Here is a 20,992-nt window from a genome sequence, read left to right as displayed (position 1 = left end):
TCACGGGCTATCACCTTTCACTCCGGTCTCAGGTGTATTGATCATATGCTGAGCAGTGAGCACAAGTCTGGAGAAAAAGTCTTCCCTCAATTGTCCATCCAGCCCGATATGGTCCATCGCTTCATTCATGCATGAAAGCCAGGCCCTTGCCCGGGATTCTGTTATAGGAAAAGGCATGTGCCGCGCACGAAGCATAGGATGGCCATGTTCTGAAGTATATAAAGGAGGTCCTCCTAAATACTGAGTCATAAATTGTTTTTGTTTTCTGGCTGTCTCTGTCAGGTCATCTGGAAAAATAGGAACGAGATCAGGATGTTGTCCTACGCGCAGGTAAAAAGCGTCAATTAGCTGGTGAAGCTTTTCCTCACCAATAGCGTCGAAGGGAGTGTGCATTTTCTCGGCCATATTTAAAACTCCTTTTTATGAGTTAATCATTTTAAAAAAAACTTCCTATTTGATATCAATTGCTGTAATCTCTTTATATTTTATCAATGAGGGGTTTATATCTCAAACAAATAGCTTACTGTACTCTTTAACGTCTCCTTGGCAAGCTTATTTTTTTAGTATGGATTAAGCCCATGCTGTCAATCCGGAACATTTGCTGAAAAAAACATAAAAAAGCCGCCCGGTATATCGGGCGGCCGTTCTGAAGCTTAAGCCATAAATGAAGTGGTAACTTTTTTTATGTAATTTAGGGTTTCTCTAAAAGGCGGTATCCCCTCGTATTTATCTACATTTCCAGGTCCGGCATTATAGGCTGCCAGTGCAAGTTCTACATTCTCCCCATATCTGTCCATCATTTGCCGTAAATATTTGACTCCTGCAAAAATGTTTTCTGCAGGGTCGAAGATATTATTAACACCAAGCCCCCTGGCTGTTTCCGGCATTAACTGCATCAAGCCGGAAGCACCTGCATGACTGACGGCGTTCGGATTAAAGTTTGATTCCTGCTTAATGACTGACTTAATCAGATCAACAGGCACATTAAACTTATCTGATGCTTTTTGAATCAGATCATCAAAATCACTTTTAGTGGATTCGGCTAACTTGGTTAGCTTAACTGGCGGTAGAGCAGCAGCTGCAGGAGAAGCAGTATGTAAAGCACTAATATAAGGCTTTAAAGACGCAATTGATCCTAGTCCGCCGGTGGTTTGAGGTGATGAACCATTGTTTTCCGAAACCAGCCCTGCCAGCAGCTCTTGAAACAGAGGGTTAGAAGTATTTGTTTGTTTAGAGTTATTGAAGCCTTGCAGTGCCTGCAGATCCATCAATAGTTTTAGCTGGTCTATGTTCATTGTATTGCTCCTTGGCAAAAGGTCAGTTTCTATTAGCCTTTTGCTGTCTGTATTTTTCGTTATAAAACCTCTTAATTTTATTTTCGGTCTTCCTGACAGGAATGTTAAGCTGCTGAAGTAAATTAAGAAAAACCATTTGTCCTTCCTTCCAATTATCTACTTCAAATTCTAATTCGAAATCTTCCTTATTTAAATATCGGCTGTGATCAAGAACAGCCAACCCTTTATTGTATTCCTTTTCTGCACGTTTTGTTGTGAGAGTGCCAAAGTATTGAAGGTTATCTGTCTTTATGCCAAGCTCTTCTAAGGATTCTTTAATCTGTTCCCTAGGGATTTTCCCTGTCTGAATCATCTCTGCTGCTTCAGATTCAGAAAGATCTTCATTAGTCTCCAGCAGCCCTTCAGGGTGGGGCTGTTTTAGAGTCAATTCAAACGAGCCGTTTTTTTGCCTGATCCTTAAGGCACTTCCTTTTTCCTTCAATAAAAAATCAGGTGTATCAAAATAATGATTCTCCTGTTCGGAAAAATCTTCACTTCTTATATTGAAAAAATTCATTAAAGCGGTAAATTCATCTCTGGTGATCATGTTTTTAAATTCGATTTCAATATTTTTATTAGACAAGCCTGTACACCTCAGCTATAAGTAATTATCTGTATTATCTCCTTATTAAGCATGGACTTCAATCCTTTGAAGAGTTTTTTAAGTTTGTGATAAATTCATTCAGGGGAGTTTGCTTCCTGCGGCTGTAAAAATTGCAGCAGGGGTTTTACTGTCCATAAAATCTGCGATAGAATAGGTAATGACAATGGAGGTAGAAAAATGAAACAGAAACTTACAATTATAAATGCAGAATGGGCAGAAAATGAATTAATCTTGGGAATAGAGTCTGGTACCGTTTCAGGCTTAACCGCTATGCAGCAAATATTAGCTGATTCCGATAATCTTTCATTTATTTATATAGCAGAGAAAAACGATGACTATACATATATTTCCCTTCCGGAAACAGTCTGGCCGGAATTAAAAAAGGCACTTGATGGCCGTCTGCGGGTTTATGCTTCTGACATTAATCAAGCTCGCCTTGAGCTTGCAGGATTTCATGAGGAATTAGGAGACTTAATAGAAAATATCCGCGGGAACAGCAATTATGGAAATGAAATGGTAGAAAAAGTAGAGAATGTATTCCAATTAAATGTTTAAGCGGCTTAATACTTGGATATAGAGATAGGCTATGTATTTGAACAGAGATTTATTTGCTGATTTACAGGAGCATGAAAGCACCTGCCAGCAGGTGCAGTTGCCGTCTTTTTTATTTCGGATATTTGGTGGTGTTGCAGGTGAAGCATTGGGACTTATTTTTGGCGCCATATAAGCAGGCGGTTGAAGAGTTGAAAATTAAGCTAAAAGGCATGAGAAGCCAATTTGAAATGGATTCTTCCCATTCTCCGATTGAATTTGTTACCGGAAGGGTAAAGCCAATTGCCAGCATTCTGGATAAAGCAAACCAAAAAGGCATTCCACTCGACAGATTGGAGTCAGAAATGCAGGATATTGCCGGTGTAAGAATGATGTGCCAATTTGTTGATGATATTAAGAGAGTGGTTGAACTATTAAGACAAAGAAATGACTTTGAAATTGTAGAAGAAAGAGATTATATATCTCATAAAAAAGCAAGCGGTTACCGCTCATACCATGTCGTGATCCGCTATCCTGTACAGACGATCAAGGGAGAAAAAAAAATCCTCGCAGAGATTCAGATCAGAACTCTTGCTATGAATTTCTGGGCCACGGTGGAACACTCTCTGAATTATAAATATAAGGGCCAATTCCCTGAGGATATTCGGATGCGGCTCCAGAGGGCGGCAGAGGCTGCTTTCAGGCTGGATGAAGAAATGTCACTCATTCGCGGTGAAATCCAGGATGCCCAGGCATTCTTTACAAGAAAAAAGAAAAACAGCAAAAGGGAGAAAACTAACAGTATAAAAGAGGAGCTTGGATAAGATGAAATTTGCCATTACCTCAAAAGGAGATTCAAAATCGAATACACTCATGCACAAAATGAGAACCTATTTATTGGATTTCGAGCTTACATATGATGAAGAAGAGCCTGATATAGTCATATCGGTAGGCGGGGATGGTACTTTACTCTATGCCTTTCACCGATACAGCAGCCGCCTGGACAAGACAGCCTTTGTAGGTATACACACAGGCCATCTTGGCTTTTATGCAGACTGGGTTCCGGAGGAAATCGAAAAGCTTGTCATTGCAATTGCCAAAACCCCGTATCAGGTAATTGAATATCCGCTCCTTGAAGTGATTATCCGCTACCAGCATGGCGGGAAGGAAACCCGTTATCTTGCATTAAATGAATCTACGGTCAAGGCTGTAGAAGGTACCTTAGTTATGGATGTGGAAATTCGAGGCCAGCATTTTGAACGGTTCCGCGGAGATGGCCTGTGTGTTTCTACACCATCAGGAAGCACAGCATATAATAAAGCGCTTGGAGGGGCAATTCTGCACCCTTCTTTGCCTGCCATCCAGCTTGCTGAAATGGCTTCCATTAATAATAAGGTATTCCGTACTGTGGGCTCGCCTCTCGTATTGCCGGCCCACCATACATGTATGCTGAAGCCGGTGAATGAACCGGATTTTCAAATTACTATTGATCATTTGACACTTCTTCATAAAGATGTAAAGTCAATTCAATTCAGAGTGGCAGATGAAAAGATCCGCTTTGCGAGGTTCAGGCCATTTCCATTCTGGAAAAGGGTCCACGATTCTTTTGTTGCTGATTGAAGAAAGGTCATCATCTGACAGAACAGGAGCCTACAGCTCATGGCGCGTTTTGAATTACAATGGAAAATTACAGCCCGGGATGCGGACAAGTTAATCAGAGAATTTTTAAAAGGCAATCATATTTCCAAAACTGCCCTGACAGATATAAAATTTGCCGGCGGCTTTATTCAGGTGAATAATCAGGAAGTCAATGTCCGCTATGTGTTAAGAGAAGGTGATGTTCTTCAGGTTGGTTTCCCTGAAGAAGTTCCAAGTGAAGGCATGAAGGGGAAGACTTGCCCCTGGATATTCTTTATGAAGATGATTATCTTCTTGTAGTAAACAAACCGGCAGGTATGAATTCCATTCCGTCCAGAGAACATCCTTCCGGAAGCCTGGCTAATCGGCTGATTGGATATTATCAGCGGATCGGTTTAAAGTCTGCAGCCCATATTGTGACACGTCTGGACAGAGATACATCAGGCCTGGTTCTGATTGCTAAACACAGGCATGTACATCATTTGTTCAGTGAACAGCAGCGCTCACGAAAAATCCATCGCATGTATGAAGCCTTTGCTGAAGGCTCAATCTGCCCGGATGCAGGAACAATAGAACAGCCGATTGCGCGAAAGAAAGACAGTATCATTGAGCGGGAAGTCAGTGAGGAAGGACAATATGCATGTACTCATTATCAGGTCATCGGCCGGCATAAAGAATTTACACACATAAAACTGAAGCTTGAAACTGGCAGAACTCATCAGATCAGAGTTCATTTGGCTTGGCTTGGTTTTCCTCTTGCAGGTGACGAATTATACGGGGGCACAAGGCTGTTCATCAGGCGGCAGGCGCTGCACTGCTTCAGCCTTTCCTTCGAACATCCAATCCTGCACAAAACCCTTATATTTGAACAACAGCTTCCGGAAGACATGAATTGTCTTCTGTAAAGCCGGCATTTGCCGGCTTTTTTGGTTACATCTTCCTGAATTTTTCTTCAACAAAAGGCATACGGGATTGGACAGATAGCAATTGCATCTCAGGATATCTAAGCGCGGTTAGTTTATTGCCAAAAACAGCGCCTGTATCAATATTATAGGTATTATTAATACTCATCACTTCCTTTAAGGGAGTATGGCCATAGACGATTACAGCATCACCCTGATACTCTCTTGCCCAATCACGTCTTACAGGTGTGCCGTCAGGATTTTTTTCTCCTGTAATATCACCATACAGAACAAAGGTTTTTACTTTTGAAGAATGTTTCCCAATATAGCTTTCCTTAATTCCGGCATGGGCGATAACCAGGTTGTTATTATCGATTACAAGATATAGAGGTGCGTTTTCATATAACTCCATAAATTTCTGTCTGACCTCATCCTGTGCTTTGGGAGACAGCTGCTCATATTCAGCGACTGTTGTTTCAAGTCCATGTGTAATTTGCACTTTATTCCCTAAAAAGAAGCGGTAGAGTTTATTGCAATGGTTGCCCGGGACATAGTATCCCAAGTTGTTTGCTGCAAGGCTATACACTGCATCAATGACTGCAAGCGACTCCGGGCCTCTGTCAGTAAGGTCTCCCACAAAGGCCAGTTTTCTGCCGCTTGGATGAACAGGAAAACCTTTTTTCCAGCTATAGTCCAGTTTTAAAGTCAGTTCTTTAAATTCAGCAAAGCAGCCGTGGATATCACCAATAATATCTAGTTTCATTTTAATGCTCCCTTAAAAGTTCTACTGTTATCATATCAATTTTCATAATATTTATCATATCTCATTGTTTTTCAGCAGCATATAAAGCTTTGACGATTGTAAAGTCCGGGAAATGGGGAAATTAAATTTACAAATTGCTCAGAGACGACAAAAAAACAAAGTTTTGCTAGTATAGGGAAGTACATTTTCCTGTTATCCAACAGAGTATGGATGGCTTAATGGAATGAGAGGAGGTTAACTGATATGGAAGGTCATACAGAGGAAAAGTCAGGTTCCCACATCAATGCCAGTCTTTTAATCCAATCTTTACAAAATGAAGAAATTGATATCTTCAGAAATGAATTTCTTGATATGCACCCATATGATCAGGCTTCATTTTTTAAAGATCTGGATGAGGATATCCGTGCAAAAATTTATCTTTATCTATCTCCTGAAGAAATGGCCGCTCTTTTTGAAAATCTGGAGATTGAAGAAGAAGATTATAAAGACGTTCTTGCTGAGATGAATCCCCATAATGCAGCAGATATGCTTTCAGAAATGTATGCCGATGATGCGGTCGATGTTTTAAATGAGCTTGATAAAGACCAGGTTGTCAGCTATTTAACCATTATGGATGATGAATCTGCAAAAGAAATTAAGGATTTGCTTCATTACGAAGAATATACAGCAGGAAGTATTATGACAACCGAGTTTGTTTCACTGTCAGCCAATCAGACGGTTCGCTCTGCTATGTATATTTTAAAGAATGAAGCGCCAAGGGCTGAAACCATTTATTATGTGTACGTTGTAAATGACGAAAAAAAGCTTATAGGCGTTATTTCATTAAGGGATTTGATAGTAAGTGATGATGACACGATGATTTCAGAAATCACCAATGACAGAGTAGTTTCCGTATCTGTGGGTGAAGACCAGGAAGATGTAGCAAGAAAAATTAAGGACTATAACTTCCTGGCTGTTCCGGTTGTCGATTTTCAAAATCACTTGCTGGGTATTATCACCGTTGATGATGTCATGGATGTCATGGAAGAAGAAGCATCTGATGATTACTCCAAATTAGCTGCTGTATCGGATATGGATCATATTGACCGGAATCCGGTTTCTGCTGCGCGTAAACGCCTTCCATGGCTTATCATCCTTCTGTTTTTGGGTATGTTAACTGCAAGCCTGATCGGAAGGTTTGAGAACACATTGGATAAGGTGGCCATACTGGCTGTTTTCATTCCTCTTATTGCAGGGATGGCTGGAAATACCGGGACACAGGCATTGGCCGTTGCTGTCCGGGGAATTGCTACAGGAGACCTTGAGAAAGAAAACAAATGGAAACTGGTGATAAGGGAAGCAGGGACCGGCTTAATTAATGGCAGCATTTGCGGTATTCTTGTTACTTTCATTGTTTACTTCTGGAAAGGGAATTTTTTTCTGGGTGTTTTAGTTGGCGTTTCAATATTGTTTACATTGATCGTTGCCACTCTTGCAGGAGCCCTGATCCCTTTACTAATGCACAGGATGAAAATTGATCCGGCTGTAGCGTCAGGTCCATTTATTACAACCATCAATGATCTGATCAGTATTTTAATTTATTTTGGAATGGCGACATTATTTATGAGTTATTTAACAGGTTAAGGGGGTTATTTTATGGAACATGGGGCATCGGTTGCATCGCTTGTCATTGTTATTATAGCTGCTTTTCTTACGCCGATATTACTGCACCGGCTGAAAATTAATTTTATTCCGGTAGTGGTGGCTGAGATTCTTATTGGTTTAATTATCGGTAAGAGCGGCTTTAATATCGTCCATGAGGATATGTGGCTTGAAACTCTTTCCACACTTGGATTTATATTTTTAATGTTCCTGAGCGGACTTGAGATTGACTTTACAGCTTTTTCTTCTTCAAAGAAGAGAGAAAAGCTGCCGAGCGGAAAACTCGAGCCAAATTCATTTGCAGTGTCTTCAATTGTTTTTATAGGGATATTCTTTGTTTCATTAGGACTATCCTATTTATTTGTCTGGGCAGGATTCATTGATAATGCTTTTTTAATGACTTTAATTATTTCCACCATCTCTTTGGGAGTTGTAGTTCCGACTCTTAAGGAAGCACACTTGATGAAAACAGGCATTGGCCAAATTATTCTTTTAATCGCAGTTATTGCAGATTTGGCAACAATGATTTTACTGGCTGTATTTGTATCACTAAATGATAAAGGCGGAGGAAATACATGGCTCCTTCTCATCTTATTTGGGGTAGGCGTATTGCTGTATTTCCTCGGCAGAAGGTTTAAGAACCTTAATTTTCTTGAGGCGATGTCGACAGGGACCGTTCAGATTGGAACACGAGCAGTATTTGCACTAATTATTTTCCTTGTGGCATTATCAGAAACAGTCGGGGCAGAGAATATACTGGGTGCATTCCTTGCCGGGGTTCTTGTATCGCTCCTGGCGCCAAATCAGGAAATGATCCATAAGCTGGATTCTTTTGGATACGGATTCCTTATACCGATTTTCTTTGTAATGGTTGGGGTAGGGCTGGACGTATGGACTTTGTTCGGAGATCCGAAGATGCTTATGCTTATACCATTGCTGCTGATTGCTCTGCTGCTGTCAAAGCTTATACCGATTTATATCTTGAAAAGATGGTATGACATTAAGACGGTTATCGCCTCAGGTTTCTTATTGACCTCAACTCTTTCCCTTGTTATTGCTGCAGCAACAATAGGCGAAAGAATGGGGGTTATAACTGCCGAAATGAGCGGCACATTAATTTTAGTTGCTGTCATAACAAGTATATTTACACCTGTTGTCTTTAAAAAGCTATTTCCTCAGGAAGCTGCTGAGGAGAAGAAGCTTAAAGTATCCTTTATTGGTGCAAACCAAATGACTATGCCGATCTATAATGAGCTTAAGTCATCCCTTTACGAGCCGGCTTTATATCATAAGAAGCAGGAAAAGGCGGAAAAACAGATAGCGGACTCGTTGTTCGATATCATTGAAGTAGATGATTTTGATATTGAGAATTTCGAAGGCACAGAGGCTTTTGAGTCGGATATTGTTGTAATCTCCACAGGGGATGAAGAGACAAATGCTACATTATCCATTGCTTTTAAAGATAAGGGAGTGGACCGGGTCATTTGCCGGATGGAAAGCCCTGATATGGAAGAAACGCTTCGGGAGCATGACATTGAATTGTTTTCAACTATTCTTTCCTCTAAGGCGCTGCTTCGTGCATTAATCGAGTCACCAAGCGTGGTGAACATATTAACGAACCAGGAAACGGCTCTATATGAAATCCGATTAAAGAATGAGCAGTTTGAAGGCATGATGCTTCGGAGATTCCCGTTTACAGGGGATGTAATTTTCGTTCGGATATTTAGAGGAAAGGATTCCATTGTTCCTCACGGAGATACTGAACTTCATGTCAATGACCGCTTGATTGTTACTGGATCTAAGGAATATGTTGATGAATTAAAACGGGAACTTGAATTTTGTGAATGGTGTTAGGATCTGATTGACTTTATCCTGCCGAAAAAAATCCTTCAATGACAACAGGATTTTTTTCGGCTTTTCTTTTGCGCAGAATTGATGTACAATTAGTACTAGGTACTAATAACATGTGATAATAACTCAGGAGGATTTAATAATGACTCTTTCTTTAAATGGAAAAACATTCGTCGTAATGGGTGTAGCTAATAAAAGAAGTATTGCGTGGGGAATAGCCAAATCCCTTCATGATGCCGGTGCCCGTTTAATTTTTACATATGCGGGAGAAAGACTGGAGAAAAGTGTTCGTGAATTGGCTGAATCATTGGAGGATGCACATTCTTTAGTGCTTCCATGTGATGTAACAAGTGATGATGACATCGCTAAATGTTTCAGCACAATTAAGGAAGAAGCTGGTGTAATTCATGGGATTGCCCATTGCATCGCCTTTGCACATAAGGAAGAACTTCAGGGAGAATACCTGAACACAACAAGAGACGGATTCCTGCTGGCTCATAATATTAGCTCTTATTCCTTGACTGCCGTTGCAAAGGAAGCCAGGGGATTAATGACAGAAGGCGGAAGCATTGTGACTCTCACATACCTTGGCGGTGAAAAGGTTGTGAAGAATTATAATGTTATGGGTGTAGCAAAAGCTTCCCTTGATGCAAGTGTCAAATATTTGGCTAATGACCTTGGAAAGGATGGGATTCGGGTTAATTCCATTTCAGCCGGCCCTATCAGGACTCTTTCTGCCAAAGGAATAAGCGAATTTAATGCGATTCTTAAAGAAATTGAAGAAAAAGCTCCGCTCCGTAAAACCACAACTCCTGAAGAAGTTGGAGATACAGCTCTATTCTTATTCAGCAGCCTGTCCAGAGGAATAACAGGTGAAAATATTCACGTTGATTCCGGTTATCATATCCTTTAATAGAATTTGTCCGCTCCAATGTGAGCGGGCTTTTTTTATTTCCTCAGAAACGAAAGCCCATTTTCTGCATACATATAATACGACGAACCATATCGATTGCGGAGGTGGGCATAGTGACTGAGAAAAGAGAAAAAGAACCTTTATTCTATATACAGCAGCCGAATTTTCAAATTCCTGAAAACAGGATGCAAACAATCTATTCCAGCAGAAAAGCAGAACAGGAACGAAAACAAAATGAAAACGTGCTTGATTTAGCAGTCCCTAAAGAGGTACAAAAAGTTCCGGAAGAAAAAATCGAAAATACTGCAGGGCAAATGGAAGTGCAGGAAGTCATTGAAGAGTTTGAATCCGGGAGAGAAGAGAAAAAGGTGTATCATTTGCATTTACGACTGAAAAAAGAAAACCATCTTTTAATCGTGTAAAAAGTTTTAAGGAAATGGACACACTTGAACGCCTGGATTACTTAATTGATTTTCCAAAACAGCTTCCGCCCATACCATGCATTTTTGAAACAGGGGAAAAGGACTTAAGGGGGTTTTTGGTTTCAAAACATGAAGAATGGATTGAGGTAAAGTTATTTGATGAACGAATTGAGAAATTAAATCTACAAACTTTAAATGCAGTCAAAATGATTGGCTTAAGAAGGTAACATGAAATCAGCAGGCCGGCAAAAAATAGCCAGCCGAATGTTCGGCTGGCCTCTTTTAATTAGTCTTCACAAATATCCAGGTCAACATCTGCAATACATTGAACAGCGCAGAAGCATGTTAAGTCAACTGTTACGCAGTCATTTGTACTGCGGAAGTAGTCAACTTCGCAAACCTTTTTCAAGTCGATGCAGCAGTCATCAACAAGGTTTACTGTTTTGTCCGGGCCAGATTTTCTGTCTACTGGCTCTAGAACACGAAGCACTGCACAGCAGTTATCAAATACTTCTTCTACTCTGAAGAAGATCGATACACAAGCACAGTCATTTCCTGTAAAGAATGCATGGAATGGTGACCCATCTGCTGTTTTTAGTGTGAATACGCGTGTATCCGGGCGCTTATGGCGCTTTCTGTGTGAAGGTGAAATTGCTCCAAGCGGCTCCAGGAAACAGTTTGAAGGGCATTCGCACGCATCATCTGCATTATCTTGAATATCTTTTATAGCACGAAGTACTTCACATACACAGCTTTTGCCTTTAAAGTCGTCTTTTTTTCCACAACCCATTTTTGTTTTCCTCCTTGTTTGTTTCTTGTGGTCTACACTACTAACATATTGCCGAAGTGCCCTATGGGTTACGGACAAACGCCTTGTTTTTTCAAAAAATAGGCTATTTTTTTATAATTGAGGTGAAAAAATGGACATAACACCTATGGAGTTGCTTATTTTGGCTCTTGCAGCCTTCAGGCTTACCAGACTGATTGTATTTGATAAAATTACCGAATTTTTGCGCAGGCCTTTTTTGGAAGAAGTGGAAGAAAAAGATGAAAATGGTGAAATAGAAGTTTATTGGGTAGTAAGAGCAGGAAGAGTTCGGACCTTTTTTGGGGAGCTTTTAAGCTGTTATTGGTGTACTGGTGTGTGGAGTGCCATATTTTTATATGCTTCTTATTACTTGTATGCGTCTTTTGCAGCCCCGGTGCTGCTTATTTTAGCAGTTGCGGGACTGGCGGCTATCTTAGAAACTCTTGTGCAAAAATTCATTGATTAGCATAATCTATTTGTATATTCTTTAGGCGTTTGTTTTACGCAAGCTCCTGAGGCTCAGCATAAATTATTCAGAGGAAAATTATTGTTAATGGAGGGCCTCATCGATGATTAACAAGGATAAAGATCAGCCAACGGAAAAACCTCAGCCGGTCAAAAAGAAAAAGAAAAAGAAAAAGGGCTGCGGCTGTGGAAAAAAATAATAAAAAATTTGAAGCCGGTTTTCCGGCTATTTTTTTTGGTTTTTTTTCTGGTAAAAATAGGCTGGATATTAATGTTCATAAATCCAAAACATTTTGAGGACAATATAATTAAAGATTTTACATAGGAAGGGACTAATATGAAGAAGAGACTCCTAATAATGAATGCTATTTCCCTAATCTTATTATCTGGATGCAGCGGTGATGGTAAAGTGACGGACAGCGACCTTGCGCTCCTCAAAACGACCCACCCACCTGCAGTATTAATTGATAAGAATACAAAGAAAAATTTGGATTTAGTCCAAAACATTGAGCATGACGTTGAAAAAATGAAAGAACTTTATGATGTTGCAGTGGTCAAGAGCAATGGTGATACACTAGTTGCTTATAAAGTGAAGCACCTGCAGCGTTTTCACATGAAGAAAATCGAAAAAAACATGACAAAAATGCTTGAGGAGAAATACCCGGATGAGAACTTCATTGTTTCAAGCGATTATAAAATCTTTATCGAGGCAGTAGAACTTCAGGAAAAAATGAAGGATCCCGATTTTACAGACAAAGAGGCTAAAAAGAAGCTCGATAATATCATTAAACTTAAAAATGAAATGACATAGGAGGGAGCGGGCATCATGAGCAAAAAAAGTAATAAAACCCCGGAACAGCAGCAATATGAGAAGCTTGAGCAAAAACATGAAATTAAACGCCCGGTCCTGAAAAATTGTATTCGTGCTTTCTGGGTGGGAGGTCTCATCTGTACTGTCGGACAGGCAATAACGTATTTTTATATCTACTTTTTTAATTTTACTGAACAGACAGCCGGAAATCCGACTGTTGCTACCATGATTTTTATATCCATGCTGCTGACAGGCTTTGGGGTGTATGACCGTTTAGGCCAGTTCGCCGGAGCTGGCAGCGCCGTTCCAGTAACAGGCTTTGGCAATGCAGTGATTTCAGCTGCTATTGAGCACCGAACGGAAGGTTTTGTGCTGGGTGTAGGCGGGAACATGTTTAAGCTGGCTGGATCGGTTATTCTTTTTGGTGTGTTTTCGGCTTTTGTAGTGGCCCTTATAAAAACGCTATTAATTATTTGGGGGGTTATTTAATGCTAAAGGGAAAACAATCATGGGTCTTTCAAAACCGCCCAGTCATTGCAGCAGCCGGTGTTTCCGGCGGGCCTTTTGAGGCAAACGGCAATCTGTCCGAGGATTTCGATGTCCTTCATGATGATTTATGGATGGGTGAAGACTCTTATGAGAAAGCGCACCGGATCCTTTTGGAAGAAGCGGGACAAACGGCCTTGAATAAGGCAAACATACAAAAGGAGAATGTTCAGTTTTATATTGCAGGGGATTTAATTAATCAGATAACACCTTCAAGTTTAAGTGCAAGAACAATTCAAATCCCTTATTTCGGGATTTTTGGAGCTTGTTCAACTTCAATGGAAGGACTTGCGCTGGCGTCTTTCATTGTCAATTATCGCGGTGCTGATTACGTTTTGACAGGTGCCTCCAGTCATAATGCCGCTGTTGAAAAGCAATTTAGATACCCGACTGAGTACGGCGGCCAAAAGCCCCCAACAGCCCAATGGACAGTAACTGGTGCTGGTGCGGCTCTCGTATCCGCAAAAGCAGTTGGACCCAATTTGCCGGTTACCACTTCTGCCACAATCGGCAAAGTAATCGACATGGGCCTGACAGACCCTTTTAATATGGGTGGGGCCATGGCACCCGCAGCAGCAGACACCATTACTGCACACTTCAAGGACATGCAGCTCGATCCATCCTATTACGATTTGATTGTCACCGGGGATCTCGGAAGAATTGGCCAGGAAACTGCTTATGAACTGCTCAAAAATAATGGATTGAAAATAGAGAGAGAGAAATTTAAAGATTGCGGATTAATGATTTATAAAGATGATCAGCCAGTCCAATCCGGAGGGAGCGGTGCAGGGTGCTCGGCTACTGTACTGTACGGTCATCTTTTAAATCAAATGAAGCAAGGGGCTTATAGAAGAATCCTTGTGGTCGCAACGGGTGCACTATTATCGCCTTTGACATTCCAGCAGAGTGAAAGTATTCCCTGTATTGCCCATGCTGTTTCTATCGAAATGACTTAGAGGAGGAATTTGAATGCTGCCTATGTTTTTCTGGGCTTTTGTAATTGGAGGCCTATTTTGCGTATTTGGCCAAATAATGTTTGATGTTTTTAAACTGACACCAGGCCATACATTGAGTCTTTTAGTTGTAATAGGAGCTGTTTTGGATGGTGTCGGACTCTATGAACCACTTGCAGACTTTGCCGGAGCCGGCGCGACAATCCCGATAACCAGCTTTGGCAATTCCCTTGTCCATGGAGCCCTTCAGGAAGCTGATCAGCATGGACTTGTCGGCGTATTGACCGGAATGTTCGAAGTAACCAGCTCCGGTATTTCAGCAGCGATTATCTTCGGTTTTATCGGTGCACTAATTTTTAAGCCGAAAGGTTAAAGGACATGAGGTAAATACAGAGGAATCCTCCTTTAAGTTATATAATACAGGCCATTTATTCCATCTGAATGAATAATCCAAGCCCTTCTTGGGAGCTTGCCCATACATCTCGCATATTTATCACATATTGTGTAGGGAGAAATTTAAGTGAGGTGAGAGGCATGGGCTATGGCTATGGAGGCTGCGGATATGGCGGGGGCTATGGAAATACGTTTGTTTTAATCGTCGTCCTATTCATTTTACTCATTATCGTAGGAGCAAGCTTCTACAACTAGATTGTAAAGAGCTGACTCAGAACCGGCAGCAGGTTTTGTGTCGGCTTTTTTGCATATAATGTACATAAAGTGAAATTTCAATCAAGGGGGTTTTACTGCCCATTAGACTTCGATAAATATTTATTACATTTCACGTTTTCCGCCCACCTTCATAAGATATAAAAGAGTAAATGAAGGAGCGTGATTGAGCAGTATGGATAACAACTTTTTTAAGAACCTTGAAAAGAAAACAGGCGTAAATATGAAGGATGTATTTGAACTGGCCGGCTCTTTGCAGAGTGCAAATTTTAAAGATGAAAAAACAGTGCGAAATGTAATCAAGAGAGTTTCACAAATTGCAAACAAACCAGTCTCTAAGGATATGGAAGATAAGATTGTCAAGTCGATCGTTGCTGATGGAAAGCAGCTTGACTTTAATACAATTTCCCAAATGATGAATAAAAAATAACAGAAGGGCCTGGCCGGGTTGCAGCCAGGTCTTCTGTTTATTTTCCGCTATTGTTCCTGCCGCTTCTTGTGATGGGGGCAAGGAACCTTGAGGAATGTGTCTTCCGTCCACGCCTTTTTTCCGGCACAGATATATACAAGTCTTTCCTGGCCCTTGTTACAGCAACGTACATTAACCTTCGTTCTTCCTCTAATGGGGCAGAATCACCTGAACGGTAAGCTTCCAGTGCATGATCATGCGGAAGGTTTCCTTCAACTGCACCGGCCACATATACCACATTATATTCAAGCCCTTTTGCACGGTGGATAGTGCTTAATGTAATGGCATTATCATTATTCCTGCTGAGGCGCTTGATTTCTTTGTTCATGGCTCTCATATGTTCGGTATGCTCCAGAAACTCTTTAAGAGACTGAAAGTTGCGCGCAGCGACCTTCAAATCTTTTATATCATCAGAACCTTTATCCATTTTATTGCCTTCATTGCCGCGTTTTTTTATAAAGTCCTGAAAGCCCAATTCCTTTTCAACAGTTTCTATTGCGGTGATGGGACTAAGTCCTGAGATCGACCTGGTAACAGGGATCACTTTTTTTAATTTGCTTTCCTGAAAAGCAAAGCCTGTTTTTATAAATTTCAGGCACTCAAGTAATGAGCAATCCTGTAAGATGCTTTCTGCCTTAATATCCTGAAGGACAGATTGTTTAACAAATAGAGAAGGCAGCATATCTTTCAAAGCTGTCTGGTCATCTTCATTCACCGACAGCTTTAGAAAAGCAAGCATGCTTCGAACAATAAACCGATCATAAAACGATTCGGCATCCTGATCCAATTTAAACGGAAGGCTGGAATTGGCCAGCCGCTCAAAAATGGCCCTGCTCCCGGTATGAGTACGGAATAATACTGCAAAATCCCGCGGTTCATACCCTTCTTCAATTTTTTCCTGGATATCAGTCAGGATCATTGTAGCTTCTTCTTCCTCATCATAAGGAAAAAAGAGAAAGGGGTGCTGTCCACCTGAAAATTGAGCACTCATGCTTTTGGGACGTCTATATTTATTCAGAGAAATGATATGGTTTGCAGCTGATACGATCTCATGAGCAGAGCGGTAATTCTGACTCAATGTTATTACTTTTGCACCAGGGAAATCTTTTTCGAAATCCAAAAGATATTGGGGATCGCTCCCTCTGAAGGCATATATAGATTGATCATCGTCACCCACTGCACAGACATTTTTGGTTTTATCAGACAGCATTTTCATTAGCTCATATTGAACATTATTAATATCCTGGAACTCATCGATCAGGAAATACTGAAAGCGATTTTGATATTGTTCGAGAAGCTCAGGTTCTTCGAGAAAAAGGGCATGACAGCCTGTGAGCATATCATCAAAATCGAACAATTCTCTTTTTATCTTTGTTTGTTCATACCTATTATAAAGAATCGCAGTTTGTTCCTCCCACTCATTCTTTGGATGAACCTTCCCGGGTATGGTGAGAGAATTTTTCCAATAACTGATTTGCTGGAGGGCGAGGTCAAACGCAAATTCCTTTTCATCGAGCTTTAAGTCTTTGCTGGATTCCTTAATTATCTGTTCCCGCTGCCATTCTTTATTAAGGAGCTTGCCGGAAGCCCATTTTTCCGGATTGTGGAAGGAAAGGATCCGATAAAATAAGCTGTGAAAAGTGCCTGAAACAATTTGCCTGACCTTACGGGAATCCATTCCAGGGTATTGGATAAGGCGCTCCTTCATTTCAGCAGCAGCCTTAGCTGTAAATGTGACAAGCATTATGGATTTAGGGTCGATATTTTTCTCACGAAGCATAAAAGCAGTCCGTGTTGTTAAAACACGGGTTTTGCCGCTGCCTGCACCTGCCAGAACGAGCAGCGGGCCATCTACATGAGATACAGCCGCTGCCTGCTGTTTATCCAAGAATACACCTGCCTGTGAAAGGGACTTTAGGTATTCATCAGGGAAACTGGGACTTGCAGTAGCTTCTTTTAAATAGGGTGGGATATTTTTTACCGGCTGAGCCTTTTTAAAGGCTGATTCGGTTTCCTTTACTGCCGCTGAAGCAATTGGCCTCGAAACAGGAATTTTAAACCCGTTTCTTTCTATATATTCTTCAGTCTCCGTCTGGACTGGTTCGGGGTTAAGAGCTATATCTTTGCACGTTCTGCTGCTTTGATGAATATGATAAAAATGAGGTTCATCAAGAATTCCCAAATACAAGCGGACAGAAGCTCCGCAATCAGGACAGCACAGCTTTCCTTTTTTGCCTTCTTCATAAATATGCTGAAAACTTTCTCTGTTCAATTGTTCCAGATTCACAGTCTTATTATGTAATTTTGCTGTTTTCATAAAAATACCCCATTATATATAAATTGCCGAGTTTAACAATATAATTTCTTTTTAACCACAAGACAAATTTAATCATAACAAACCGGTAAAGGATTCTAAAGTGCTATTCTGTTTAAAATTTCATGGAAACGGGTACATAAAATTAAAAATAGTTACGTATTCTCTTAATAATCAGATAAATACATAATCGAAGGGGGAGTCTTCATGGGCTATATTCTGCCTGTAACATCATATCAATATAATCAGTATGCAGAAAGAGAGATTGGCACAAAGTATGATCCTTTCCGGTTGGTGCCAGTTCCCAGGATATCAGCACAATCCAATGAAAAAGCATTCCGTCACGAACTTCCCCTTGATTTTCAAAGAAGGTCTACTAAATCAATTAATAAAGAGCGGGAAGACACTCAAACACGCAACACAAGGAAAAAAGCAGAAGAAACATATGGAGAGCTGACAGGAAAAGGGCGTTTTATTAGTGAATGCATATAAGAAAGCCGAAGAAGGACCTAGTTATCTAAATCCCCAAATTAGAGGAGAGGCTTAATATTTTTGAACGTGCAAGGCCTCTCCTTTTTTCCATTCAGCGTACAGAACATCTTTCACACCGCTCGCTCCAAATTTTTTAATTTCATTCTTTAGTATTGTTTCATCCCAATTAATGCTTTTAAGATTATCCCAAACCACCTCTCCGTCTAAAATTACTGTTACAGGCAGTTCAACATTATTTGTTGGGAGGTTCAAATCTTGAATGGTTGGTGCCGCGAAATGCGGTTTTTTTAATGCACTGACAGTTCCATCCGTTTCCAGTATGGCATATTCACATTCTCTGATTGAAAAAACATCCTTTGATCTGAGGAGGTGCTGCAGCTGATTGATGTCGAGATGATTTTTTTTCAGTTCTTCATAAATAATTTTCCCTTTTTTTATAACGATTGAGGGCTCACCTTCAAGAAGCTTGCGAGCCCGCTTATATTTCTGAGTAAGAGTTTCTGTTGCGTATATGAGAGTCCCCCATACTGTAACAGCAAAGAAAATTTCGGGAATTCCAGTCTCCTGGTCGTATAGAGCATTGCCAACCAGCTCGCCTAACACGATTGCTGAGATAAAATCAAAAGGAGTAATTTGTGTAATTTGTGTTTTACCAAGGAGTTTCGCCATAATAAACAAGAAAATATATCCTACCCCAAGTACACTTAAGATATGTAAATATTCCATTCAAACCACTCCTTAGAATGCTGTATCCCAAATAGTGTTTGCAGAAAGCCCTAAAATTATTGCAGCTTCTAACGCGTTTGCTTTAAGATGAGGCATCAAAAAAGCTCCCGCCATCATGGCAGGAGCTTGTCCGCTATATTGTTTTCTTCATTGTACGGTGCGGGATTCCGGCATCCATAAATTCTTCAGAGATCACCTTATAGCCCAGTTTTTCATAAAAGGGTATGGCCTGAGTCTGGGCATTTAATTTTAAGGCAGACAATCCTTGTTTCAAAGCATGTTCCTCAATTTTATCCATTATTGCTTTTCCGGATCCGCTCTTGCGGTGTTCCTTCAATACGCAAATTCTTTCCACTTTGCCATTGCCGTCAACGGTACGAAACCTTCCGGCACCTGCTGGCATGCCATTATTATAAAGTACAAAATGGACTGCTTCGTCCTCGAACTGATCGATTTCCTCTTCTTCAGGAACATTTTGCTCGCTGACAAAAACGTGTTTTCTTACTGAGAAAGCATCTAGCAGTTCTTGCTCAGATGATACAACTTTTACTTCCATTTCACTATTCCTTTCCTAGCCTGAATGTTTCATATACGGTCCAAGAACCATTTTCCAGCTGATACAGAAGGTGAAAACGATCGATAACCTCTTCATGATTCACGGGCTGCATCCTTAAACTTCCATAAACATCTGAATGCTCATCATTGGAGAGTTTTTGCCCGATGGTAATATGTGGGACAAAATTATATTCGGGTGTTTCTCCGCTAATATGATCATTTAGTTCAATATGTAACTCTTCGAGCTGTGCTGAAGGCTCAATTTTGAAATAAATCACATTGTTGACAGGCTGGAAAGAGCTGATTTTTGATGCATTTATTTGAAATGGGTCGTGTTTCTTAGCTATTTCATAAAGCGTTTCTGTCAGCTGCTTTATTTCTTCTTCAGATGCTTCAAAGCGCGATCTTAAAGTTATATGCGGAGAAATTAGAGCATAATGCGGGTCATACCGCTTTCTATAAGAATTGGCCAAATCCTGCAGTTTTTTTGACGGGAAAATAACAATGCCGTAATTAGTCTCCATACAACAACCTCCATGTTTATTAATAATTTTTATAATAGGCAGGCTCTACTGAGATGAAAAACACTTTGTTGAACTATTATAGCAAATTTTCTAAATTCATTATCTAATTATACCTTTTTTCACAATAAAAAGCAGTGAGCTTAGGTAATCTTTTTATAGCGGAAGAATAGTTCTTTTCACTCAATTTCCAGTTAAAACATAAACTTTAACGCCCTTTTTAAATCAGGCTGCCAGTATGTCCATGTATGATCTCCCTCGAATTCATCATAAAAGTAAGGAAATTGCTTTTGCTTAAACAGATTGGAAAGATCCCGGTTTGGAGTCAGAAAGTCTTTCTCTTCCCCTCCTGTGGTTTTTACGGATGTCTCGCCTTTCCCGATAACATGGTAAATATTAAGAAGGTGAGGCTGCGTAAATTCCTCTACAGCTGCTGTAACGGAGTTATCAACATAAGGTGATTGAAGAATTAGCCTTCCGAAGGTATTAGGGTATTGAAGGGCCGCCATTAAGGAAACAGTTGCAGCAAGGGAATCTCCCATAAGTGCTCGTCCCATTCCCATTTGATAAGTAGGGAACTCATTGTCAAGGTATGGAACCAGTTCATGTGCAAGAAAACGGATATATGCATTATGCTTTTCACCGTCCGGATGATATTTCTTCCATCTGTCTTTGACGTTTTTATAAGGCACACCAACAATAATGATGTTTTCGATTCCTTTTCCATCTAATAATTCATCTGCAATGCGCCCGACTCTTCCCAGCTGGAAGTAATCCTTCCCGTCCTGGGCTATAACAACAGTGTATTTATATAAAGGGGAAAAGGAAGCGGGCAAATAAATGAGCAGTTCAACGTCTTCGCCCAGCTCTTTGCTTTGAATTGTAATGTCATGTATTGATCCTCTAGGGTAATCCATAATGTCTGTTCCTCCGTTTAGTCTTTATGTAAGAGTTTACATGATGATTTTATCATATATATATAGGAATTGCTTTTTACTTGCATTCTCATTCATTTACCGGGATCAATTTTATTTGTAGTAAATAAATTTCCGTATTTAAATGAAACT

Annotated in this window: 26 protein-coding genes and 1 pseudogene; 17 read left to right on the top strand and 10 right to left on the bottom strand. The window is 40.4% G+C overall.

What is annotated here, in order from left to right:
* The 3 genes from LLY41_RS16795 to LLY41_RS16785 form a co-directional block, all read right to left on the bottom strand.
* Positions 1 to 405, bottom strand: coding sequence for a globin domain-containing protein (locus LLY41_RS16795; protein ID WP_095243933.1), 405 nt, complete (start codon positions 403 to 405; stop codon positions 1 to 3).
* 248 nt (positions 406 to 653) lie between these two features.
* The gene (locus LLY41_RS16790; RefSeq protein WP_304585914.1) at positions 654 to 1,295 is read right to left on the bottom strand and encodes a lytic transglycosylase domain-containing protein; all 642 of its coding nucleotides are present in this window, start codon (positions 1,293 to 1,295) and stop codon (positions 654 to 656) included.
* Between the two features lie 22 nt (positions 1,296 to 1,317).
* The gene (locus tag LLY41_RS16785; protein ID WP_304585913.1) at positions 1,318 to 1,917 is read right to left on the bottom strand and encodes a CYTH domain-containing protein; all 600 of its coding nucleotides are present in this window, start codon (positions 1,915 to 1,917) and stop codon (positions 1,318 to 1,320) included.
* A 198-nt stretch (positions 1,918 to 2,115) separates the two neighbouring features.
* Between LLY41_RS16785 and LLY41_RS16780 the strand changes: the two genes are divergently transcribed.
* The 4 genes and pseudogenes from LLY41_RS16780 (at position 2,116) to LLY41_RS16765 (ending at position 5,012) form a co-directional block, all read left to right on the top strand.
* Positions 2,116 to 2,493 (top strand): UPF0738 family protein, encoded by a 378-nt coding sequence (locus tag LLY41_RS16780; protein WP_304585912.1) that lies wholly within the window; start codon positions 2,116 to 2,118, stop codon positions 2,491 to 2,493.
* A gap of 137 nt (positions 2,494 to 2,630) precedes the next feature.
* On the top strand, positions 2,631 to 3,293 hold the full coding sequence (locus LLY41_RS16775) for a GTP diphosphokinase (protein WP_304585911.1): 663 nt from the start codon (positions 2,631 to 2,633) through the stop codon (positions 3,291 to 3,293).
* Between the two features lies 1 nt (position 3,294).
* Positions 3,295 to 4,089 (top strand): NAD kinase, encoded by a 795-nt coding sequence (locus tag LLY41_RS16770; RefSeq protein ID WP_009331194.1) that lies wholly within the window; start codon positions 3,295 to 3,297, stop codon positions 4,087 to 4,089.
* A gap of 39 nt (positions 4,090 to 4,128) precedes the next feature.
* A pseudogene (locus tag LLY41_RS16765) lies at positions 4,129 to 5,012 on the top strand (RluA family pseudouridine synthase).
* Positions 5,013 to 5,037: 25 nt separating this feature from the next.
* Here LLY41_RS16765 and prpE read toward each other — a convergent pair.
* Positions 5,038 to 5,772, bottom strand: a complete 735-nt coding sequence (gene prpE / locus LLY41_RS16760; protein ID WP_304585910.1) for a bis(5'-nucleosyl)-tetraphosphatase PrpE — start codon at positions 5,770 to 5,772, stop codon at positions 5,038 to 5,040.
* Between the two features lie 243 nt (positions 5,773 to 6,015).
* On the opposite strand from prpE, the gene mgtE reads away from it, so the two are divergent.
* The 5 genes from mgtE to LLY41_RS16735 all read left to right on the top strand — a co-directional run bounded on the left by mgtE (position 6,016) and on the right by LLY41_RS16735 (position 10,826).
* Complete coding sequence (gene mgtE, locus LLY41_RS16755) at positions 6,016 to 7,395, top strand: magnesium transporter (protein WP_304585909.1); 1,380 nt, start codon at positions 6,016 to 6,018, stop codon at positions 7,393 to 7,395.
* A gap of 12 nt (positions 7,396 to 7,407) precedes the next feature.
* Entirely contained in the window at positions 7,408 to 9,267 is a 1,860-nt protein-coding gene (locus tag LLY41_RS16750) for a monovalent cation:proton antiporter family protein (protein WP_095243940.1), read from the top strand.
* 139 nt (positions 9,268 to 9,406) lie between these two features.
* Positions 9,407 to 10,177, top strand: a complete 771-nt coding sequence (fabI, locus tag LLY41_RS16745) for an enoyl-ACP reductase FabI (protein ID WP_095243941.1) — start codon at positions 9,407 to 9,409, stop codon at positions 10,175 to 10,177.
* 113 nt (positions 10,178 to 10,290) lie between these two features.
* Positions 10,291 to 10,599 carry a hypothetical protein gene (locus LLY41_RS16740; RefSeq protein ID WP_304585908.1) on the top strand — a complete coding sequence of 103 codons (309 nt, stop codon included), beginning with the start codon at positions 10,291 to 10,293 and terminating at the stop codon, positions 10,597 to 10,599.
* A gap of 14 nt (positions 10,600 to 10,613) precedes the next feature.
* Positions 10,614 to 10,826: a CotO family spore coat protein gene (locus tag LLY41_RS16735; RefSeq protein WP_304585907.1), complete on the top strand. Its 213-nt coding sequence runs from the start codon at positions 10,614 to 10,616 to the stop codon at positions 10,824 to 10,826.
* Between the two features lie 59 nt (positions 10,827 to 10,885).
* Here LLY41_RS16735 and LLY41_RS16730 read toward each other — a convergent pair whose 3' ends face one another.
* The gene (locus LLY41_RS16730) at positions 10,886 to 11,389 is read right to left on the bottom strand and encodes a CotY/CotZ family spore coat protein (protein ID WP_304585906.1); all 504 of its coding nucleotides are present in this window, start codon (positions 11,387 to 11,389) and stop codon (positions 10,886 to 10,888) included.
* Positions 11,390 to 11,519: 130 nt separating this feature from the next.
* Between LLY41_RS16730 and LLY41_RS16725 the strand changes: the two genes are divergently transcribed.
* The 7 genes from LLY41_RS16725 to LLY41_RS16695 all read left to right on the top strand — a co-directional run bounded on the left by LLY41_RS16725 (position 11,520) and on the right by LLY41_RS16695 (position 15,278).
* Entirely contained in the window at positions 11,520 to 11,873 is a 354-nt protein-coding gene (locus tag LLY41_RS16725) for a DUF1360 domain-containing protein (RefSeq protein ID WP_304585905.1), read from the top strand.
* A 336-nt stretch (positions 11,874 to 12,209) separates the two neighbouring features.
* On the top strand, positions 12,210 to 12,683 hold the full coding sequence (locus LLY41_RS16720; RefSeq protein WP_304585904.1) for a YhcN/YlaJ family sporulation lipoprotein: 474 nt from the start codon (positions 12,210 to 12,212) through the stop codon (positions 12,681 to 12,683).
* Positions 12,684 to 12,698: 15 nt separating this feature from the next.
* Positions 12,699 to 13,172: a stage V sporulation protein AC gene (gene spoVAC / locus LLY41_RS16715; RefSeq protein ID WP_304585903.1), complete on the top strand. Its 474-nt coding sequence runs from the start codon at positions 12,699 to 12,701 to the stop codon at positions 13,170 to 13,172.
* The gene (spoVAD, locus tag LLY41_RS16710; protein WP_304585902.1) at positions 13,172 to 14,185 is read left to right on the top strand and encodes a stage V sporulation protein AD; all 1,014 of its coding nucleotides are present in this window, start codon (positions 13,172 to 13,174) and stop codon (positions 14,183 to 14,185) included. Before spoVAC ends, spoVAD begins: the two co-directional genes overlap by 1 nt.
* Before the next feature lie 13 nt (positions 14,186 to 14,198).
* A complete protein-coding gene (spoVAE, locus tag LLY41_RS16705) occupies positions 14,199 to 14,555 on the top strand; it encodes a stage V sporulation protein AE (RefSeq protein ID WP_035327302.1) in 357 nt (118 codons plus the stop codon).
* A gap of 161 nt (positions 14,556 to 14,716) precedes the next feature.
* Positions 14,717 to 14,830 carry a YjcZ family sporulation protein gene (locus tag LLY41_RS16700; RefSeq protein ID WP_019381501.1) on the top strand — a complete coding sequence of 38 codons (114 nt, stop codon included), beginning with the start codon at positions 14,717 to 14,719 and terminating at the stop codon, positions 14,828 to 14,830.
* Positions 14,831 to 15,023: 193 nt separating this feature from the next.
* Entirely contained in the window at positions 15,024 to 15,278 is a 255-nt protein-coding gene (locus tag LLY41_RS16695) for a sporulation-specific transcription regulator SpoVIF (RefSeq protein WP_076256981.1), read from the top strand.
* 37 nt (positions 15,279 to 15,315) lie between these two features.
* Here the strand turns inward: LLY41_RS16695 and LLY41_RS16690 are convergent, their stop codons facing one another.
* Positions 15,316 to 17,634 carry a UvrD-helicase domain-containing protein gene (locus LLY41_RS16690; protein ID WP_095243948.1) on the bottom strand — a complete coding sequence of 773 codons (2,319 nt, stop codon included), beginning with the start codon at positions 17,632 to 17,634 and terminating at the stop codon, positions 15,316 to 15,318.
* Positions 17,635 to 17,838: 204 nt separating this feature from the next.
* Between LLY41_RS16690 and LLY41_RS16685 the strand changes: the two genes are divergently transcribed.
* Positions 17,839 to 18,123 carry a hypothetical protein gene (locus tag LLY41_RS16685; RefSeq protein ID WP_095243949.1) on the top strand — a complete coding sequence of 95 codons (285 nt, stop codon included), beginning with the start codon at positions 17,839 to 17,841 and terminating at the stop codon, positions 18,121 to 18,123.
* A gap of 51 nt (positions 18,124 to 18,174) precedes the next feature.
* Here the strand turns inward: LLY41_RS16685 and LLY41_RS16680 are convergent, their stop codons facing one another.
* The 4 genes from LLY41_RS16680 to LLY41_RS16665 all read right to left on the bottom strand — a co-directional run bounded on the left by LLY41_RS16680 (position 18,175) and on the right by LLY41_RS16665 (position 20,842).
* Complete coding sequence (locus LLY41_RS16680) at positions 18,175 to 18,849, bottom strand: DUF421 domain-containing protein (protein WP_095243950.1); 675 nt, start codon at positions 18,847 to 18,849, stop codon at positions 18,175 to 18,177.
* 133 nt (positions 18,850 to 18,982) lie between these two features.
* Entirely contained in the window at positions 18,983 to 19,405 is a 423-nt protein-coding gene (locus tag LLY41_RS16675) for a GNAT family N-acetyltransferase (RefSeq protein ID WP_076256734.1), read from the bottom strand.
* Between the two features lie 4 nt (positions 19,406 to 19,409).
* Positions 19,410 to 19,928 (bottom strand): YjcG family protein, encoded by a 519-nt coding sequence (locus tag LLY41_RS16670; protein ID WP_095243951.1) that lies wholly within the window; start codon positions 19,926 to 19,928, stop codon positions 19,410 to 19,412.
* 191 nt (positions 19,929 to 20,119) lie between these two features.
* On the bottom strand, positions 20,120 to 20,842 hold the full coding sequence (locus tag LLY41_RS16665) for an alpha/beta hydrolase (protein ID WP_304585901.1): 723 nt from the start codon (positions 20,840 to 20,842) through the stop codon (positions 20,120 to 20,122).
* Between the last annotated feature and the right edge of the window lie 150 nt (positions 20,843 to 20,992).

Source organism: Cytobacillus firmus (assembly GCF_023612095.1).
Taxonomy (GTDB): domain Bacteria; phylum Bacillota; class Bacilli; order Bacillales; family Cytobacillaceae; genus Cytobacillus.
Note: the sequence above shows the minus strand (reverse complement) of the source record. Positions and strands in the feature narration are given on the sequence as shown.

What these genes read in the sequence shown, in the direction of transcription:
- LLY41_RS16795 (WP_095243933.1), bottom strand. Translation starts at nt 405, where the DNA reads ATGGCCGAGAAAATGCACACTCCCTTCGACGCTATTGGTGAGGAAAAG.
- LLY41_RS16790 (WP_304585914.1), bottom strand. Translation starts at nt 1,295, where the DNA reads ATGAACATAGACCAGCTAAAACTATTGATGGATCTGCAGGCACTGCAA.
- LLY41_RS16780 (WP_304585912.1), top strand. Translation starts at nt 2,116, where the DNA reads ATGAAACAGAAACTTACAATTATAAATGCAGAATGGGCAGAAAATGAA.
- LLY41_RS16770 (WP_009331194.1), top strand. Translation starts at nt 3,295, where the DNA reads ATGAAATTTGCCATTACCTCAAAAGGAGATTCAAAATCGAATACACTC.
- prpE (WP_304585910.1), bottom strand. Translation starts at nt 5,772, where the DNA reads ATGAAACTAGATATTATTGGTGATATCCACGGCTGCTTTGCTGAATTT.
- mgtE (WP_304585909.1), top strand. Translation starts at nt 6,016, where the DNA reads ATGGAAGGTCATACAGAGGAAAAGTCAGGTTCCCACATCAATGCCAGT.
- LLY41_RS16750 (WP_095243940.1), top strand. Translation starts at nt 7,408, where the DNA reads ATGGAACATGGGGCATCGGTTGCATCGCTTGTCATTGTTATTATAGCT.
- fabI (WP_095243941.1), top strand. Translation starts at nt 9,407, where the DNA reads ATGACTCTTTCTTTAAATGGAAAAACATTCGTCGTAATGGGTGTAGCT.
- LLY41_RS16735 (WP_304585907.1), top strand. Translation starts at nt 10,614, where the DNA reads ATGGACACACTTGAACGCCTGGATTACTTAATTGATTTTCCAAAACAG.
- LLY41_RS16730 (WP_304585906.1), bottom strand. Translation starts at nt 11,389, where the DNA reads ATGGGTTGTGGAAAAAAAGACGACTTTAAAGGCAAAAGCTGTGTATGT.
- LLY41_RS16725 (WP_304585905.1), top strand. Translation starts at nt 11,520, where the DNA reads ATGGACATAACACCTATGGAGTTGCTTATTTTGGCTCTTGCAGCCTTC.
- LLY41_RS16720 (WP_304585904.1), top strand. Translation starts at nt 12,210, where the DNA reads ATGAAGAAGAGACTCCTAATAATGAATGCTATTTCCCTAATCTTATTA.
- spoVAC (WP_304585903.1), top strand. Translation starts at nt 12,699, where the DNA reads ATGAGCAAAAAAAGTAATAAAACCCCGGAACAGCAGCAATATGAGAAG.
- spoVAD (WP_304585902.1), top strand. Translation starts at nt 13,172, where the DNA reads ATGCTAAAGGGAAAACAATCATGGGTCTTTCAAAACCGCCCAGTCATT.
- spoVAE (WP_035327302.1), top strand. Translation starts at nt 14,199, where the DNA reads ATGCTGCCTATGTTTTTCTGGGCTTTTGTAATTGGAGGCCTATTTTGC.
- LLY41_RS16700 (WP_019381501.1), top strand. Translation starts at nt 14,717, where the DNA reads ATGGGCTATGGCTATGGAGGCTGCGGATATGGCGGGGGCTATGGAAAT.
- LLY41_RS16695 (WP_076256981.1), top strand. Translation starts at nt 15,024, where the DNA reads ATGGATAACAACTTTTTTAAGAACCTTGAAAAGAAAACAGGCGTAAAT.
- LLY41_RS16690 (WP_095243948.1), bottom strand. Translation starts at nt 17,634, where the DNA reads ATGAAAACAGCAAAATTACATAATAAGACTGTGAATCTGGAACAATTG.
- LLY41_RS16685 (WP_095243949.1), top strand. Translation starts at nt 17,839, where the DNA reads ATGGGCTATATTCTGCCTGTAACATCATATCAATATAATCAGTATGCA.
- LLY41_RS16680 (WP_095243950.1), bottom strand. Translation starts at nt 18,849, where the DNA reads ATGGAATATTTACATATCTTAAGTGTACTTGGGGTAGGATATATTTTC.
- LLY41_RS16675 (WP_076256734.1), bottom strand. Translation starts at nt 19,405, where the DNA reads ATGGAAGTAAAAGTTGTATCATCTGAGCAAGAACTGCTAGATGCTTTC.
- LLY41_RS16670 (WP_095243951.1), bottom strand. Translation starts at nt 19,928, where the DNA reads ATGGAGACTAATTACGGCATTGTTATTTTCCCGTCAAAAAAACTGCAG.
- LLY41_RS16665 (WP_304585901.1), bottom strand. Translation starts at nt 20,842, where the DNA reads ATGGATTACCCTAGAGGATCAATACATGACATTACAATTCAAAGCAAA.